A 13656-nucleotide genomic window follows, 5' to 3' on the forward strand; every position below is an offset into this window, starting at 1 on the left:
TGTCGAGAACTCGACGATGCCGTCACGGGGCGCAGGGGAAGGCGTCGAACGCAGATCGTCCGAAGAAGGATTCACGAGATGTCTCCGCGCTTACTGCGTCGAGGTGGCGGGTTTTGCGGCGGCCGACGCCTCAGCACCCTGCCCGATCAGCTGCACCTTGGTGCCGTCGCGCAACGCGGCTTTGCCGGCCACGACGACGCGCTCGCCCGCCTTGAGGCCGGAGCGCACTTCGGCCCAGGCGCCGTCGGTGTACCCGAGCTTGACCGGCACGCGGGCCGCCTTGCCGTCGCGCACGACGAACACCGCTGGGTCACCCTCGTCCTCGAGCAGCGCAACGCGCGGCACGACGAGCGCATTGGCGCGGTTGTCGTAATCGATGCGGACGCGTCCGAACATACCCGGCTGCAGCAGCCCGCCGCCCTCGAACGCGGTCACGACGCGGAACGTGCCACTGCCCGAGTCCACGACGGGCGCCACGCGGTCCACCGTGCCCTTGAAGGTCTGGCCCGGCAGCGCGTCGACGCTGAGCTCCACCGGCAGGCCGGCCTTGAGCGTGGCCAGTTCGCGCTCGGGCACGTTGAGCACCGCCTCGAGCTTCGAGGTGTCAACGATGCGGAAGATCGGCGTGTTGATCTGCACGAAGTTGCCGGGCTTGATCGAGCGCGATGCGATGACGCCGGAGATTGGAGCGGTAACGTTCGCGTAGGACAGTTCGAGGTTCGCAAGCCGGTTTGCAGCGCGCGCGTTCTCGAGGTCGTACTTGATCTGGTCGTGGTCGCTGGCGCTCATCAGCTGCTGGTCGGCGAGCTGGCGGGCGCGTGCGAAGTTGTTTTCGAGTTTGCGCATCTGCGCGTTGGTCTGTGCCGTCTGCAGCGCCGCGCGCGCGGCGTCGAGCCGGACAAGCGTCTGCCCGGCACGCACCGGCTGCCCTTCCTCGACGAGCACGTCGAGCGCGACGCCCGAGGTCTTCGCGACGACCTGCGACTCCGCCCGCGCCTCGAGCGGCGCCGTGCCCGTGTAACTGGCCGCGATCGCCCGGTGCGAGGCCGGGACGGCCTCGACCGGAATCGCTTCCGGGCCCTTCTGTTCGGCCGCCTTGGCTTCCGCGTCGCCATTGCCCTTGCAGCCCGAGAGGGCAACGAGGCAGGCAAGCGCAACAGCCGAAAGCAGTGGTCCACGGCGGCGGAAAGCGGAAGACGGTTGCATCTTGGGGCCCCAGATAGAGATTAAGACGGCTGTATGCCGGTGTTGTATCTAGGTATATCACCGGCGTGAAGGCGCGCCCTCTCCCGAAGGTCATGGTGACCAGCGTCACGCGGCTCTACGGTGTCTCGGTCGCGTCCGGGTCGCACTGCGGGTTGATGCGCTCCGGGCGATGCGCACACAGTCCATGCGCCGCGCAGTTGCCGGCTCGCAATCCACGCCGTTCACGGTGCTGGCCGTACCGCAAGCGCACGCTATACTTGCGCGCTTGTGCCGGGACGCCCGGCTCGGCTCTGCCCGACCTTTCGAAATTTGCGGAATACGACATGACGCGACCGCTGACGATCGCCGCCTGCCTCGCCCTTGCTTCGATCGCCTTTGCGACCGCAGCCCAGGACGCCGCGCCGGCCCCGGCCCCTGCCGCCGCCCCGACTGCCGCTGCTGCCGCTGCTCCGGCGCCGGTCAAGGGCGATCGCGCGCGTGGCCTCGAACTGACCTACACCTGCCACGGCTGCCACGGCGTGATCGGGTATCGCAATGCGTATCCGAACTACCGCGTCCCGCTGATCGTCGGGCAGTCCGAGCAGTACCTGGTCGGCGCGTTGACGGATTACAAGAACGGGGCGCGCAAGCACCCGACGATGCAGGCGCAGGCCCTGAGCTTCTCGCAGCAGGACATCGCCGACATCGCCGCTTACCTGTCGAACGTGAAGTGAGCACGACCATGACGAATCGCTCGATCCTCGCCATCGCCCTGCTCACCCTGCTCGCCACCGGCTGCAACAACAACGAAGCCGAGGCCGAAGGCCACACCGAAACGCACAACCGCGTCAGCGGCATGAGCGAGTCGTCCGCGGGCCTGCCGAAGGGCAGCGTCGAACGGGGCGAGAAGCTTGCCAACCTGAAGCGCGAAGCGACCGGCCAGTCCTGCATCGACTGCCACGGTCCTGGCGGCAACGCACCGATCGACGGCGCTTATCCGAAAATCGGTGGTCAGTATTCGGACTACCTCGCCCACGCGCTTGCGAGCTACCGCATCGGGCGTCGCGACAACGCGCTGATGAAGAGCCAGGCCGAGACGCTGTCGGACCAACAGATCGCCGACCTCTCCGCGTACTTCGGCTCGCAGCCGTCGGAGCTGCGCACGCTGACGAACACGGACGGCAACTTCACGAACGTCGACAGCGAGTAACGGCGGGCTTGCAGCCCGCTCGAGCACCTCGGAAGGCCCGCGAAAGCGGGCCTTTCTGTTTACGCCGGTCCGGCCTAGGACGTGCGCGCGAGCGGCGTCATCCACCCGGACGCACGCTGCCGTTGTCTTCCTGCAGGTGCGGCTTGAACGGGATGTCCGGGGGCGGGCGCGCAACGGCCGGCTGCTCGTTGAGGTTCGGATCGATGATGCCGCAGCCGCCGCCGAGCGCGAGCAGTGCCACGTCGCACGCAATGCGCTTGGATGTGCCGGGGATCGGGATCATCACGCGCTTGATGCTTTTCCGCACCCATTCCTGGAGCAGGGTTTCGTTGGGCCGCCAGTACCGGTCGAACGCCGTCGCCTCGTAGTCGTTCGGTGCGCGCTTGAGCCAGGTGCCGGCGCGATCGAGGTTCGCGATTTCTTCGGTGACCGTGCCCGGGGGCTGGCCGGGGGATGCAGAACCCGGGCGCTCGGCAAGCCGCACCGAGCCGTCATCGTCGAAGACCCCTGGCGCTCGCCCGGCGTCCCCGCCCTCGACGCTGCGCGCCGCATCGCCCCAATCGTCAGAACGTCGCGGCGACGGCCAGCCGCCGGGCCTGGGCTGCGCCGCCGGCCCTGTGCCCGCAGTGCGTGAAGGGGCGCCTGCTTGCGGCGCGGGCGGCGCGGCACCGGCAGCGATCGCCGCGCGTGGCGCGGGCTCAGCCGCGCTGGCAGCCGCCGCCGGGGTCGGCCGCGCGGCTTCGGCGATCTCAGCCGGGGGCTGCGAAGGCGTCGGCACGGCTCGCTCCCGCACGCGCGGCACGGCGTCCGCGAGCGGGCGCGGCGTAGCCGTGGGGGTCCGGATATCAGGCCGACGCAGCGCCACCTGCGGCAGCGGCGCCGGCACCTCGCGTGTTTCGACCTCGGGCACGCGAGCGTCAAGCGGCCGGGGCGCGACCGCCACCTCGGGGAATGCGCGCTGCCGGGGCTGCACGGGCTCGGGCACCTCGACGGCCTGCAGCTCGCGCGGCGGCGGCGTCAATCGAGGCGTCGCAAGTGGGACCTCCACCGAGCGCGGCTGCGGCGGCGGCAGCACGAAGTCGTCCGGCTGCGATGACGGCGTCGGCTCGCTGACCGCGACCGCCTGCTCGACGACCGCCGGCGGCACCTGCGGCTCCGGAACGTCGCGCTGCGGCACGTCGGGCAGCGGCGGCTGCAGCTCGGGAATCGTCATTTCGGGCGTCGCCGAGGCCGAGGCTGCCGCTGACGTGGGCGGGGGCTCCGATACTGGAGGCTCGACAGGCGCAGGCGATGACGTCGGCGCCCCGCCGCCCGGCTCGGCAGGCGTGCCGATGCCGACGTATTCGACCTGAACGACGTGCTCACCCGACGGCGCGGCGCTCGACGGGAGGTACTGCACGTACATCAGCCAGAGCAGAAGCGCTCCGAGCGTGACATGCCACACCGCAGTCACACCGCCGGCGAACCAACGGACGCGACGCTCCTCGCGCGGTGCCGGCTGCCACTCCTGCCGCCACAGCGTCGAGAACGCCTGCCATCGCGTCAGATCTGCGCTGCGGCCGGACGGCAGCCGCGGCTCGCGCTCCATGAGCACGTCCACGTACTCGCCAGCCGGCGCGCCGAACACGCGCCCCGGCCGACGCGCCATGTCAGCGAACCATCCGTCCCAACCGGGCGGGTACTCGCCGGGCGCCGGCAGCCGATGCGCGCGCGTCTGGCCGCGGCGCTGCAGGGTCTGGATGAGATCGGCGGCCGAGAACATCGACAGCGCCGCGCCTCGATCAGGCGACCGAATCGCGGGGCATGTACGGCGTGGCGCCCGTGTCGTGATCGGTGGCGTCCCGCACGGCCGTCACGCCCGGCACCTTCTCCAGCAGCGTCTTCTCGATGCCCTGCTTGAGAGTGACATCGGCCATGCCGCAGCCGTGGCAACCACCGCCGAAGCGCAGCAGTACGACGCCGTCCGCGGTGACTTCCTGCACCGAGACGTGGCCGCGATGTTGCGCAAGCTGCGGATTGATCTCGTGCTCGACGACCCACTGCACGCGCTCGACCAGCGAAGCCGCCGTGCCCGGCGCCTCGCCCTTGATCTTCGGCGCGCGGATCTGAAGCTGCCCACCCGTCGCGCCGGTTTCGAAGTCGATCTCCGCGCCGTCGAGGTACTTCACGCTCGCGGCGTCGAGCCAGACCGTGAAGCCTTCGCAGTCGATCGCCCACTCGTCGCCCGCGAGGTCCGCGGGTTCCGCGAACTCGAGGCGCACGTCGGCCTTCGGCGTCCCCGCGTGGAGCGCGGACAGTTTTACGCCGAGTCCGGGAAGCGACTCGCGTTCGATGAGGCGCCGGAAGTGAGCCTGCGCGGATTCGGAAATCTGGATCATCGGGCTATTCTAGCGAGGAGATGATCGCGCGACGGCGCGCGGTCCGGCTTCGACCCTCGTCGATGCGAAAGGTTCAGTCCTCGCCCCGACCGCACAGGACCCGCCATGAACGATCTGATTCCGCTTGCAGAAGCCCACTGCATCGTCCGACACGGCAGCGAGCACCGGCTCAGCGAAGCGCGCGTGCGCGAGCTGATGCCCGAGATCCCCGGCTGGGAACTCGCCGAACAGGGCCGCGCGCTCACGAAGACGTTCTCGTTCCCGGATTACTACCGCACGATGGCGTTCGTGAACGCACTCGCGTTCATGGCGCATCGTGAGGACCACCACCCTGATCTCGGCGTGCACTACGACCGCTGCGTGGTGCGTTACTCGACGCACGATGCGGGCGGTCTCAGCGAGAACGATTTCATCTGCGCGGCCCGAGCCGATCGACTGGTCGGAGGCTGACCGATGATCCGCATCTCGCTTCGCCTCGCCGCAGTCGCTGCAATCGCCGGCCTCACCGCGTGCTTCGAGGCACCGCCACCGGCGCCGTCGATCTCACCGACGCAGCCGCTCGCGCGCAACACGCCTCCGCCGGCCTACCCCGAAGCGCTCGCATGCGAAGACGTCGGCGGCCAGGTGGTGCTGCAGCTCGAAATCGGCGCAGACGGCCGCCCGGCATCGATGCGCCTCCTCACGTCCAGCGGCGAAAGCCAGCTCGACGACGCCGCGATCGCAGCCGTGCGTGGCTGGGAGTTCGCACCGGCGACCCGCAACGGTCAGCCCGTGACGTCGCGGATCCAGGTGCCCGTGACGTTCACGCCGCCGACGCCGCGGCCAGAGCGCTGCTTCGTGCTCGACGAGCAACGCGCTAGCAGCTTGAACTGACGGCCTCGTCGAGGGCGATCGCCTCCAGCGCGGCAAAGCACGTGGGGTCGATCGCGGTCCCTACGTGGCCGCGCATGGTTGCAAGCGCCTGTTCGACCGGCGTGGCGCCGCGGTACGGCCGCTCGGCGGTGATCGCGTCGAAGATGTCGGCTGTCGTGATGATTCGCGTTTCGAGTGCAATCTCGGCCTCGCCGACACCTCGCGGATAGCCGGTGCCGTCGAGCTTCTCATGGTTCGCAGCCGCGATGCGGGCGAGCTCGGCAAAGTGCGAGATGCGGCCCAGGATCTGCTCCGTGAACTCGGCGTGCTGTCGCACCGCGGCCCATTCGAGCGCATCGGAGTAGTGGCCTACCCGTGCGCTGTGGCCCGCCGTGTACGGGCTCTTCGCATCCACGACCGAGCCGAACGCATCAGCGATTGCGTCGAGATACTCCTTGTCGAGCGGCACGCGGCGTGCGGCCGGCTCGAGGGCGAGCACCGCGCGCTCGGCCTCGCCGTTTTCGAGTACGGCCCAGAACGCGTCATCCTCGGCGCAGGGCTCGAACGCGGCGACGATCCGCGGGTCGAACCACCGGCCAGCGCGCGCGCACCTCGGTCCACGCGGCATCGCGACCACTGGAAAAGTGAAAGACGTCGACGACTTGAGCGAGCAACGCGATCCGCGATTCAAGCGGGATCGCGTCGCCGACCAGGCCGTCGGGTCGGCCGCTGCCGTCGTGGTGCTCGTCGAGCGAATGGATCGCCCGCGCGACGGCTTCCGGAAACCTGAGGCGCCGGGCAATGTCCGCTCCACGGCTGCAGCGGGTCTGGATCGGCTCCTGCGCGATTTCGTCGCCGTTGCGGACGATGTGCAGCAGCGACGACAGCCGGCGGCCCCAACCGGCGTGCTCGCCCGTCTTCGCGGCGACGAACGCAAGGTGTCGAGTGGCCTGGTGCCGACGAGTTTGAAGTCGCGTTTGAACACACGGTCATCGGCCGCGTACAGCTCGCAGATCCGGGCCGCGTTGCTGCTGCAGCCGAGGTCTTTGAGCAGCAGCGCGTAATAGAGGGACCACAGCGCCTCGTCGTCGAGCCCGAGCCGCTGGCCGACATGCATGCCGATCCAGCAACTGCGCACGCAGTGGCCGGCCGGCTGGCCTTCGGTGAGATCGAGCGCATGGCTCAGCGAGCCAATCAGTTCGGCGAGTTCGAGTTCTGCCATCGCCACGGGGCACGTCGCGCAGTCGGTCGGATGCAGACGGAATCGGCCGGCCCGGCCGATCCTTGATCCTCAGGCGAGGCGGTCGAGCACGTCGACGAGCTCGGGCGCGAGCGGCGCGTTGAGCAAATAAGGTGCGCGCCCTGCATCGAGCGCGAACTGCAGCGTCGATGCGTGCAGGAACAGCCGCTTGAGCCCGGCCTGCTCCCGCAGCCGCTTGTTGACTGCCGGATCGCCGTACTTGTCGTCGCCTGCCACCGGATGCGCAATGTGCTGGGCGTGGACGCGAATCTGATGGGTGCGCCCCGTCTCGATGCGCACCTCGCAGTAGGAATGCCCGCCGCGGCGCTCGAGCGCCCGGATGTGGCTCAGCGACGCCTTACCGGCCGGGTGCACCTGCACATGCCGCTCCCCGCCCTGGCGCAGTCCGATGTGCAGCGGAGCGTCGACGCTCATCACGCCGTCCGGCATGCGCCCGGCGAGCAGCGCCAAGTAGCGCTTGGCGATGCCGCGCTCCTCGCGCATCAGGGCCTGCAGCTCAGTCAGCGCGGACCGCTTCTTCGCGACGATGAGCAGCCCGGAGGTGTCGCGGTCGAGTCGGTGGACGAGTTCGAGCGTCTGCCCGGGCCGGAGCGCGCGCAGGGTTTCGATGGCGCCGAAGCTGATCCCGCTGCCGCCGTGGCTGGCGACGCCCGATGGCTTGTTCAGCGCGAGCAGCCGCGGATCCTCAAAGACAATCGCCGCGTCGAGTGCGGCCATGAAGCCCTGCGGCGGCGCGGCCTTCTCGCCGGGCTCGGTCACGCGCACGGGCGGGATGCGCACTTCGTCGCCGCCCTCGAGCTTGCGCTCGGCCTTGGCGCGGCCGCCGTTCACGCGCACCTGCCCCGAGCGCACGAGCTTGTAGATCAAAGAGCGTGGCGCGCCCTTCAGCTGACCGAGCAGGAAGTTGTCGAGGCGCTGGCCATCGCGGTCGTCCGGCACGCGCACAGTGCGCGCGCCGCCGCCGGAACCGGGGGAAGCTGAATCCGTCATCCGCTAGGGTTTCTGCTACACTCGCGACGCGAGATAAGGTTTTGATTTCGCAGGAAGTTGTCGGCCGAAAGCCATTCCTGCGATTCTGGTCCGCGCCTGACCACTGCCCGCGGGGCAGCCATGTTAGCAGCGACGGCCCGGCGGAACCGGTTCTGGCCCGGCGGGTCAAACCACCGAGATGAACACGCCCCGCGCGGCGGTCTGGGCTCTGGCCGAGGCCGCCGTCGGCCTGCCAACAGGAAACAAAACGAACAAGCGCTCCCGCGGCATGCCGTGGTGTAGAAGCGCTGGTAGTGGAGGCTCCAACGCGTGCGCGCAGTGGCGACATCGCCCGCGCGCCGCGACGGCGCCTCAGTTCCCAGAAGCGAAACGCCATGGCGTTCCGCGCGCCTGCCTCTGGGCAGGGTGAAGCGCACGAGGAACGCAATCCAATGAAGCGCATGCTGATCAATGCGACGCAGGCCGAAGAGCTACGCGTCGCGATCGTCGATGGGCAGAACCTGTACGACATCGACATCGAACAGCCGTCGAAGGAACAGAAGAAGTCCAACATCTACAAAGGCCGCATCACGCGGCTCGAGCCGTCCCTCGAGGCGGCGTTCGTGGAATACGGCGGTGAACGCCACGGCTTCCTGCCGCTCAAGGAAATCTCCCGCGATTACTTCCAGCCCGGCGTCGACCCCAACAAGGCCGGCCTGAAGGAGCTGCTGCGCGAGGGACAGGAAGTCGTCGTCCAGGTCGACAAGGAAGAGCGCGGCAATAAGGGCGCGGCGCTGACGACGTTCATCTCTCTCGCCGGCCGCTACATGGTGCTGATGCCGAACTCGCCGACCGCGGGCGGCGTGTCGCGTCGCATCGAGGGCGAGGACCGCGCCGAGCTCAAGAAGGCGATGGACAGCCTCAACATTCCGCCGGAAATGGGCGTGATCATCCGCACCGCCGGCGTCGGCCGCGACGCCGAAGAGTTGCAGTGGGACCTCGACTACCTGATCGGCGTCTGGCGCGCGATCGCCGAGGCCGCGCTCGACAAGGAGCGCAAGGTCCCGTTCCTGATCTATCAGGAGTCGCGCCTGATCATCCGCGCGCTGCGCGACTACATGCGCCCGGACATCGGCGAGATCCTCGTCGACACCCCCGAGATGTACACGGAGGCGAAGCAATTCGTCGAGCAGGTGATGCCGCACAACCTGCGCAAGCTCAAGCACTACACCGACGACACCCCGCTCTTCAATCGCTTCCAGATCGAGTCGCAGATCGAGAACGCTTACGAGCGCACGGTGCGCCTCCCCTCGGGCGGCGCGCTCGTGATTGACCAGACCGAGGCGTTGACCGCGGTCGACGTGAACTCGGCGCGAGCTACCAAGGGCGGCGACATCGAGGAAACGGCGTTCAACACGAACCTCGAAGCTGCCGAGGAAGTCGCGCGGCAAATGCGCCTGCGCGATCTCGGCGGACTGGTCGTGATCGACTTCATCGACATGAGCTCGAGCAAGCACCAGCGCGAGGTCGAAAACCGCCTGTCGCATGCACTCAAACAGGATCGCGCGCGCGTCCAGATCGGGCGCATCTCGCGCTTCGGCCTGCTCGAGATGAGCCGCCAGCGCCTGCGCCCGAGCCTGGGCGAGTCGAGCCAGCTCGTCTGCCCGCGCTGTGACGGTCACGGCCGCATGCGGTCGGTTGAATCGCTGTCGCTGTCGATCCTGCGCCTCGCCGAGGAGCACGCGATGAAGGACAACACCGGCCAGGTGCTGGTGCAGGCCCCGGTCGAGATCGCGAACTACCTGCTCAACGAGAAGCGTCGCGCGCTCAGCGAAATCGAAAAGCGCCATGACTCGCCGATCGTCATCGTCGGCGATGAGCAGCTGCATACACCGCACTTCGAAGTCACGCGCGTTCGTGAGAACGAGCTGGGCGAGGAAACGAGCAAGCCGAGCTACCAGCGCGGCACGCCGCGCAAGCTGCCGACGTACTCGCTGACGAAGGCGAACCTCAACGTCCCGCCGGCGCCGATCGTCACCAACGTGAAGCCGACGCAGCCGGCGCCGATGCGCGAACCGCGCGAGGCCGCGCCGGCCGCAGCCCCAGTCGCTGCGTCAGCGCCGGTGGCGATGCCGACGCACTCGGTGGGTCTGGTCGAGCGCATCCTGCGGTATTTCCGCGGCACGCCGACCGCCACCCCGGCCGCCGCCGAACCCACCCAGCGCGACCGAGGCAATAGCGCCCGCCGCGACGGCCGCCCCGCCAAGGGAGCGCGCCGCGACGAACCTCGACGCGACGCCGCACCGGCGAAGCCGAGCACGCAGCAGCAGCCGCAGCCGCAGGGTCGTGGGCCTTCGCCGAACGGCAAGGCCGCGAAGGGCGGCGCTGCGACGCAGCCGACCGCGCAGCAGGCCTCGCGCCCGCCGAAGCCGCCGCGTGAGGAACGCGCCCCGCAGGCCCAGCAAGCAGCTGAGCCGAAGACGCCGAAGCCCGAGAAGGTGCGTAGCGAATCGCCCCGGAGCGATGCGCCGCGCACCGATGCCCCGCGCAACGACGGCGGATCTGCACGGGCTGAAGTGCCCCGCATCGATGGCGCACGGTCGGATCCCGAGCGTGCCGAGGCACCGGTGACGCCGGCTCCCACGCCGATCGCTCCAGCGGCAGAAGCAGTCCGCGAGCCGGCAGTCGAAGCGGCGCCCCTGACCTCCGCCGACCCCGCGGCCGATGCTGCTGTTGATGCCAACGGCGACGCCGGTGAAAACGGCAGCCGTCGTCGTCGCGGACGTCGCGGCGGACGCCGCCGTCGCCGCGGTGCCGGTGACGGCAACGGTGCGGATGCAGGTGGCGCTGGCGAAGGGCTGAACGACGACTTCGGCGCTGACGATTTCGACGATGCCGACAGCGGCGCAGCCACCACAGCGCCGCACGGCGAGCGGTCGCAGCCGGAGTTCGATTTCGACGAGCTGCCCGCGTCGACGTCGGACGCGACCGCACGACCGACGCCGCAGCCGGCAGCCGTCGCAGCGCGCACAGTCGAGTCGGTCGAAGCCACCCCTGCGGACACGTCGCCAGAGGTCGCTGCAGCCTCGCCCGCTCCCGCCTCGCCGGCTGAAAACGCGGCGGATGCTGCGCATGAGGCGCCGTCAAGCGATCCGGCGCCTGACGCGCCCCTCACGGCCGCGAAGTCCGGCGATGCTGATGCGTCCGCAGCGACGACGGAGTCCGAGCCAACCGCGACGTCGGCCGTGATTGACGAGCCTGCGCACGCACCGGAGGCCGCCCGCTCGAACAGCGGGACCGCCGACAGCGGCCCCGACGCGTCCCGAGCCGCTGCAGCCTCCCGCCAGAAACCGGCGCAGGCAGCGGGCGAAGTGTCGTCGTCCGAGCCGGAAGTGATTGCGTCCCCTGCCCCAGCTGCGGTTGAGCCAACGTCGCCCACCACGCTCGACGCAGCGGATGACCACGCCGCTTCGCCGTCCGCGACGGGACCGGACGGCAGCGCCGGCAACACGCCGTCGACGTCGACCGCCGCGGAGCATGCGGCGCCAGCAGATTCGGCGAGCGAAGGCGAGTCCGTCCGGCGCGACTGACCGCCGCACGGAACGAAGAAAGGCCGCGGGCGATCGCGGCCTTTCTTTTTTACTGAGGCAGTGGACTCAACGACGGCTGCGATTGCGCGCTCGAAGGGCGGCACTTGCATGCCCAACGGCAGGCCGGAACGCCTCGCACGCGCTCAGACGCGCGCACGACCCGCCGGCGTATGAAAAGTTTCAGAGGCCGGCCACCCGACCGACCTCTCCCGACGATGAAAGTTACCGACGAGCCGCCGTGGGCGCTCGTGACACCGGTCGGTGCGCTTCGCGCGCGGCAAGCGAGGTCGCAGCCATTACACCGCGCACGCCGGATCCGTCACGCCGTACTGCCGCACCATGCGCGCCAGCGCGATCGTGTCGACGATGCCGAGCTTCTCAAACAGCCGGCTCTTGTGCGTGTTGACCGTCTTCGCGCTGAGGCTCAGCCGGCGCGCGATTTCCTCCTGCCGCATGCCCTGCACGAGCAGCAGCGCGATCTCCATCTCACGAGGCGAAAGCGCATCGAATGGCGAAGCGTCTCCGCCGATCCCGGCGAGCGCCAAGTGCTGGGCGACGCCGCTTGCGAGATAGCGTTTACCGCGGGCCACATCGCGCACGGCGCGCACGAGTTCGGCGGCGTCGCCGCCCTTTCCTACGTAGCCTGAAGCGCCGGCCTCGATCAACCTGCGCGGCAGCGGCCCGTCCTCGAGCACCGACACCGCAATCACGCGCGTGCCTTGCTGCCCGCGCACGATGCGCTCAGTAACCTCGAGCCCGCTGACGCCGGGCAAGTGCAGGTCGCACAGCACGACGTCGGGCTGCAGCTTGCGGATCATCGGCAACGCGAGTTCGCCGGAGTCGGCCTCGCCAATCACTTCGATGTCGACTTCAGCCGACAGGATCATGCGCATGCCCGCGCGCACGAGCGCGTGGTCATCCACGATAAAGACGCGGATCGTCATCGTTCACCCCTTCCCTGGTTGTCCCCACGGGCAGGCTACGACGGTCACGGCGCAACCGCAACCGGCGTCACAAAAACGAGGCCGGTCGCGTTTCGAAGATGGCGGAGAGAGTGGGATTCGAACCCACGGTGGTATCGCTACCACGGCGGTTTTCAAGACCGCTGCCTTAAACCGCTCGGCCATCTCTCCGGAGCGCGGCATTCTCGCATGCCGGTGGCGCTGCGACAGCTAGGCGCGTGCGAGTTCGACTTCGGAACACGGGCGGCCATGGATCTCCGAGCAGCTCAGGCGCGCCTCTTCAACCAGCGCGGGCGCCTTCTCGGCGAGAAAGTCGATGAAGACGCGGACCGCGGGCAACAAGCCGCGGCGCGAGGCGAACACGGCGTGGAAGATGCCCTGCGGCAGGCGCCACTGCGGCAGCACGACGACCAAGCGTCCCGTGCGCACGGCTTCGGCGCAGACGGTTTCAGGGATCAGCGTGACGCCGAGGCCCTGCTCGGCGAGCGACATCAGCATCGGGAAGTCGAACCCCATCACACGGGGCGTCAGGTCGACGCGCTTCACCTCGCCGTCGGGGCCATGCAGCTCCCAGCGCTGACGCGCATCTTCTTCGCTGATGCTCAGCGTCACGTGCGACATGAGGTCCTCGGGCGCTTGCGGATGACCCGCGCGTTTGAGGTATGCCGGGCTCGCGACGAGCAGCTGCTGGATCTGGCCGAAGCTGCGCATCACGAGGCTGCCGTCGTCATCGAGTTTGGTGCGGACGCGCATTGCGACGTCGACGCCTTCGTTGATGATGTCGACCCGGCGGTTGCTCACCGTGAGCTGGACTCGCACCTGCGGATAGCGCGCGAGGAACTCGGGCAGCAGATGCGCCATCTGCTGCTGCGCGATGCTGACGGGCACGCTCACCCGGACCACACCGCGGGGCTCGGCGCTGAGCCGGTCGACGACCTCGCGCGCGGCTTGCGCCTCGGCAAGCATCGACTGCGCATGGCGATAGACGCTGTTGCCCACTTCGGTTACGGCGAAACGGCGCGTGGAGCGCTGCAGAAGTCGCACGCCGAGATCGGTTTCGAGCTGGCTGATACGCCGGCTCAGGCGCGATTTCGGGATGCCGAGCGCCCGCTCCGCGGCGGCGAAGCCGGAGTGCTCGACGACCACCGCGAAGTAGTACAAGTCATTCAGGTCGTACACGGCCGTTTCCCCAGCGCAACGATGCGTGGCATTTCATCAGGTTTATCCCGCCTGTGCAACGCCATACCTT

The 13656-nt window shown here is 69.0% G+C and carries 14 protein-coding genes and 1 tRNA gene; 6 read left to right on the forward strand and 9 right to left on the reverse strand.

Annotation, left to right across the window (positions count from 1 at the left end):
* Positions 1–90: 90 nt before the first annotated feature.
* Entirely contained in the window at positions 91–1206 is a 1116-nt protein-coding gene (locus tag IE075_RS04600; RefSeq protein WP_189453740.1) for an efflux RND transporter periplasmic adaptor subunit, read from the reverse strand.
* Positions 1207–1529: 323 nt separating this feature from the next.
* On the opposite strand from IE075_RS04600, the gene IE075_RS04605 reads away from it, so the two are divergent.
* Entirely contained in the window at positions 1530–1919 is a 390-nt protein-coding gene (locus IE075_RS04605) for a c-type cytochrome (RefSeq protein WP_189453742.1), read from the forward strand.
* Between the two features lie 8 nt (positions 1920–1927).
* A complete protein-coding gene (locus tag IE075_RS04610) occupies positions 1928–2395 on the forward strand; it encodes a c-type cytochrome (RefSeq protein ID WP_189453744.1) in 468 nt (155 codons plus the stop codon).
* 97 nt (positions 2396–2492) lie between these two features.
* Here IE075_RS04610 and IE075_RS04615 read toward each other — a convergent pair whose 3' ends face one another.
* Together IE075_RS04615 and IE075_RS04620 are read right to left on the reverse strand one after the other, a co-directional pair.
* Positions 2493–4157 (reverse strand): hypothetical protein, encoded by a 1665-nt coding sequence (locus IE075_RS04615; protein ID WP_189453747.1) that lies wholly within the window; start codon positions 4155–4157, stop codon positions 2493–2495.
* 19 nt (positions 4158–4176) lie between these two features.
* Positions 4177–4773 carry an NfuA family Fe-S biogenesis protein gene (locus IE075_RS04620; protein WP_189453749.1) on the reverse strand — a complete coding sequence of 199 codons (597 nt, stop codon included), beginning with the start codon at positions 4771–4773 and terminating at the stop codon, positions 4177–4179.
* Positions 4774–4878: 105 nt separating this feature from the next.
* Here IE075_RS04620 and IE075_RS04625 point away from each other — a divergent pair, with 105 nt between their 5' ends.
* Positions 4879–5223 carry a 4a-hydroxytetrahydrobiopterin dehydratase gene (locus tag IE075_RS04625; protein WP_189453751.1) on the forward strand — a complete coding sequence of 115 codons (345 nt, stop codon included), beginning with the start codon at positions 4879–4881 and terminating at the stop codon, positions 5221–5223.
* 3 nt (positions 5224–5226) lie between these two features.
* A complete protein-coding gene (locus IE075_RS04630; RefSeq protein ID WP_189453752.1) occupies positions 5227–5646 on the forward strand; it encodes an energy transducer TonB in 420 nt (139 codons plus the stop codon).
* Here the strand turns inward: IE075_RS04630 and IE075_RS15580 are convergent.
* Both IE075_RS15580 and IE075_RS15930 read right to left on the reverse strand, forming a co-directional pair.
* Complete coding sequence (locus IE075_RS15580) at positions 5630–6253, reverse strand: HD-GYP domain-containing protein (RefSeq protein ID WP_229792313.1); 624 nt, start codon at positions 6251–6253, stop codon at positions 5630–5632. The genes IE075_RS04630 and IE075_RS15580 overlap by 17 nt on opposite strands.
* On the reverse strand, positions 6168–6473 hold the full coding sequence (locus IE075_RS15930; RefSeq protein ID WP_425489354.1) for an HD domain-containing phosphohydrolase: 306 nt from the start codon (positions 6471–6473) through the stop codon (positions 6168–6170). The genes IE075_RS15580 and IE075_RS15930 overlap by 86 nt, the downstream gene beginning before the upstream one ends.
* Here IE075_RS15930 and IE075_RS15935 point away from each other — a divergent pair.
* Positions 6363–6689 carry a hypothetical protein gene (locus IE075_RS15935; RefSeq protein WP_425489335.1) on the forward strand — a complete coding sequence of 109 codons (327 nt, stop codon included), beginning with the start codon at positions 6363–6365 and terminating at the stop codon, positions 6687–6689. The genes IE075_RS15930 and IE075_RS15935 overlap by 111 nt on opposite strands.
* 227 nt (positions 6690–6916) lie before the next feature.
* Here IE075_RS15935 and IE075_RS04640 read toward each other — a convergent pair whose 3' ends face one another.
* Complete coding sequence (locus IE075_RS04640; RefSeq protein ID WP_189453754.1) at positions 6917–7876, reverse strand: RluA family pseudouridine synthase; 960 nt, start codon at positions 7874–7876, stop codon at positions 6917–6919.
* 440 nt (positions 7877–8316) lie between these two features.
* Between IE075_RS04640 and IE075_RS04645 the strand changes: the two genes are divergently transcribed.
* A complete protein-coding gene (locus IE075_RS04645) occupies positions 8317–11445 on the forward strand; it encodes a ribonuclease E/G (protein ID WP_189454801.1) in 3129 nt (1042 codons plus the stop codon).
* A 296-nt stretch (positions 11446–11741) separates the two neighbouring features.
* On the opposite strand, the gene IE075_RS04650 is transcribed toward IE075_RS04645, so the two are convergent.
* The 3 genes from IE075_RS04650 to IE075_RS04660 all read right to left on the reverse strand — a co-directional run bounded on the left by IE075_RS04650 (position 11742) and on the right by IE075_RS04660 (position 13586).
* Positions 11742–12389 carry a response regulator gene (locus IE075_RS04650; protein ID WP_189453756.1) on the reverse strand — a complete coding sequence of 216 codons (648 nt, stop codon included), beginning with the start codon at positions 12387–12389 and terminating at the stop codon, positions 11742–11744.
* 99 nt (positions 12390–12488) lie between these two features.
* Positions 12489–12578 (reverse strand) — tRNA-Ser (locus IE075_RS04655).
* 39 nt (positions 12579–12617) lie between these two features.
* Complete coding sequence (locus tag IE075_RS04660; RefSeq protein ID WP_189453758.1) at positions 12618–13586, reverse strand: LysR family transcriptional regulator; 969 nt, start codon at positions 13584–13586, stop codon at positions 12618–12620.
* Positions 13587–13656 lie beyond the last annotated feature (70 nt).

Origin of the sequence: Cognatilysobacter bugurensis, from assembly GCF_014652095.1 — a bacterium.
Lineage (GTDB): Bacteria > Pseudomonadota > Gammaproteobacteria > Xanthomonadales > Xanthomonadaceae > Cognatilysobacter > Cognatilysobacter bugurensis.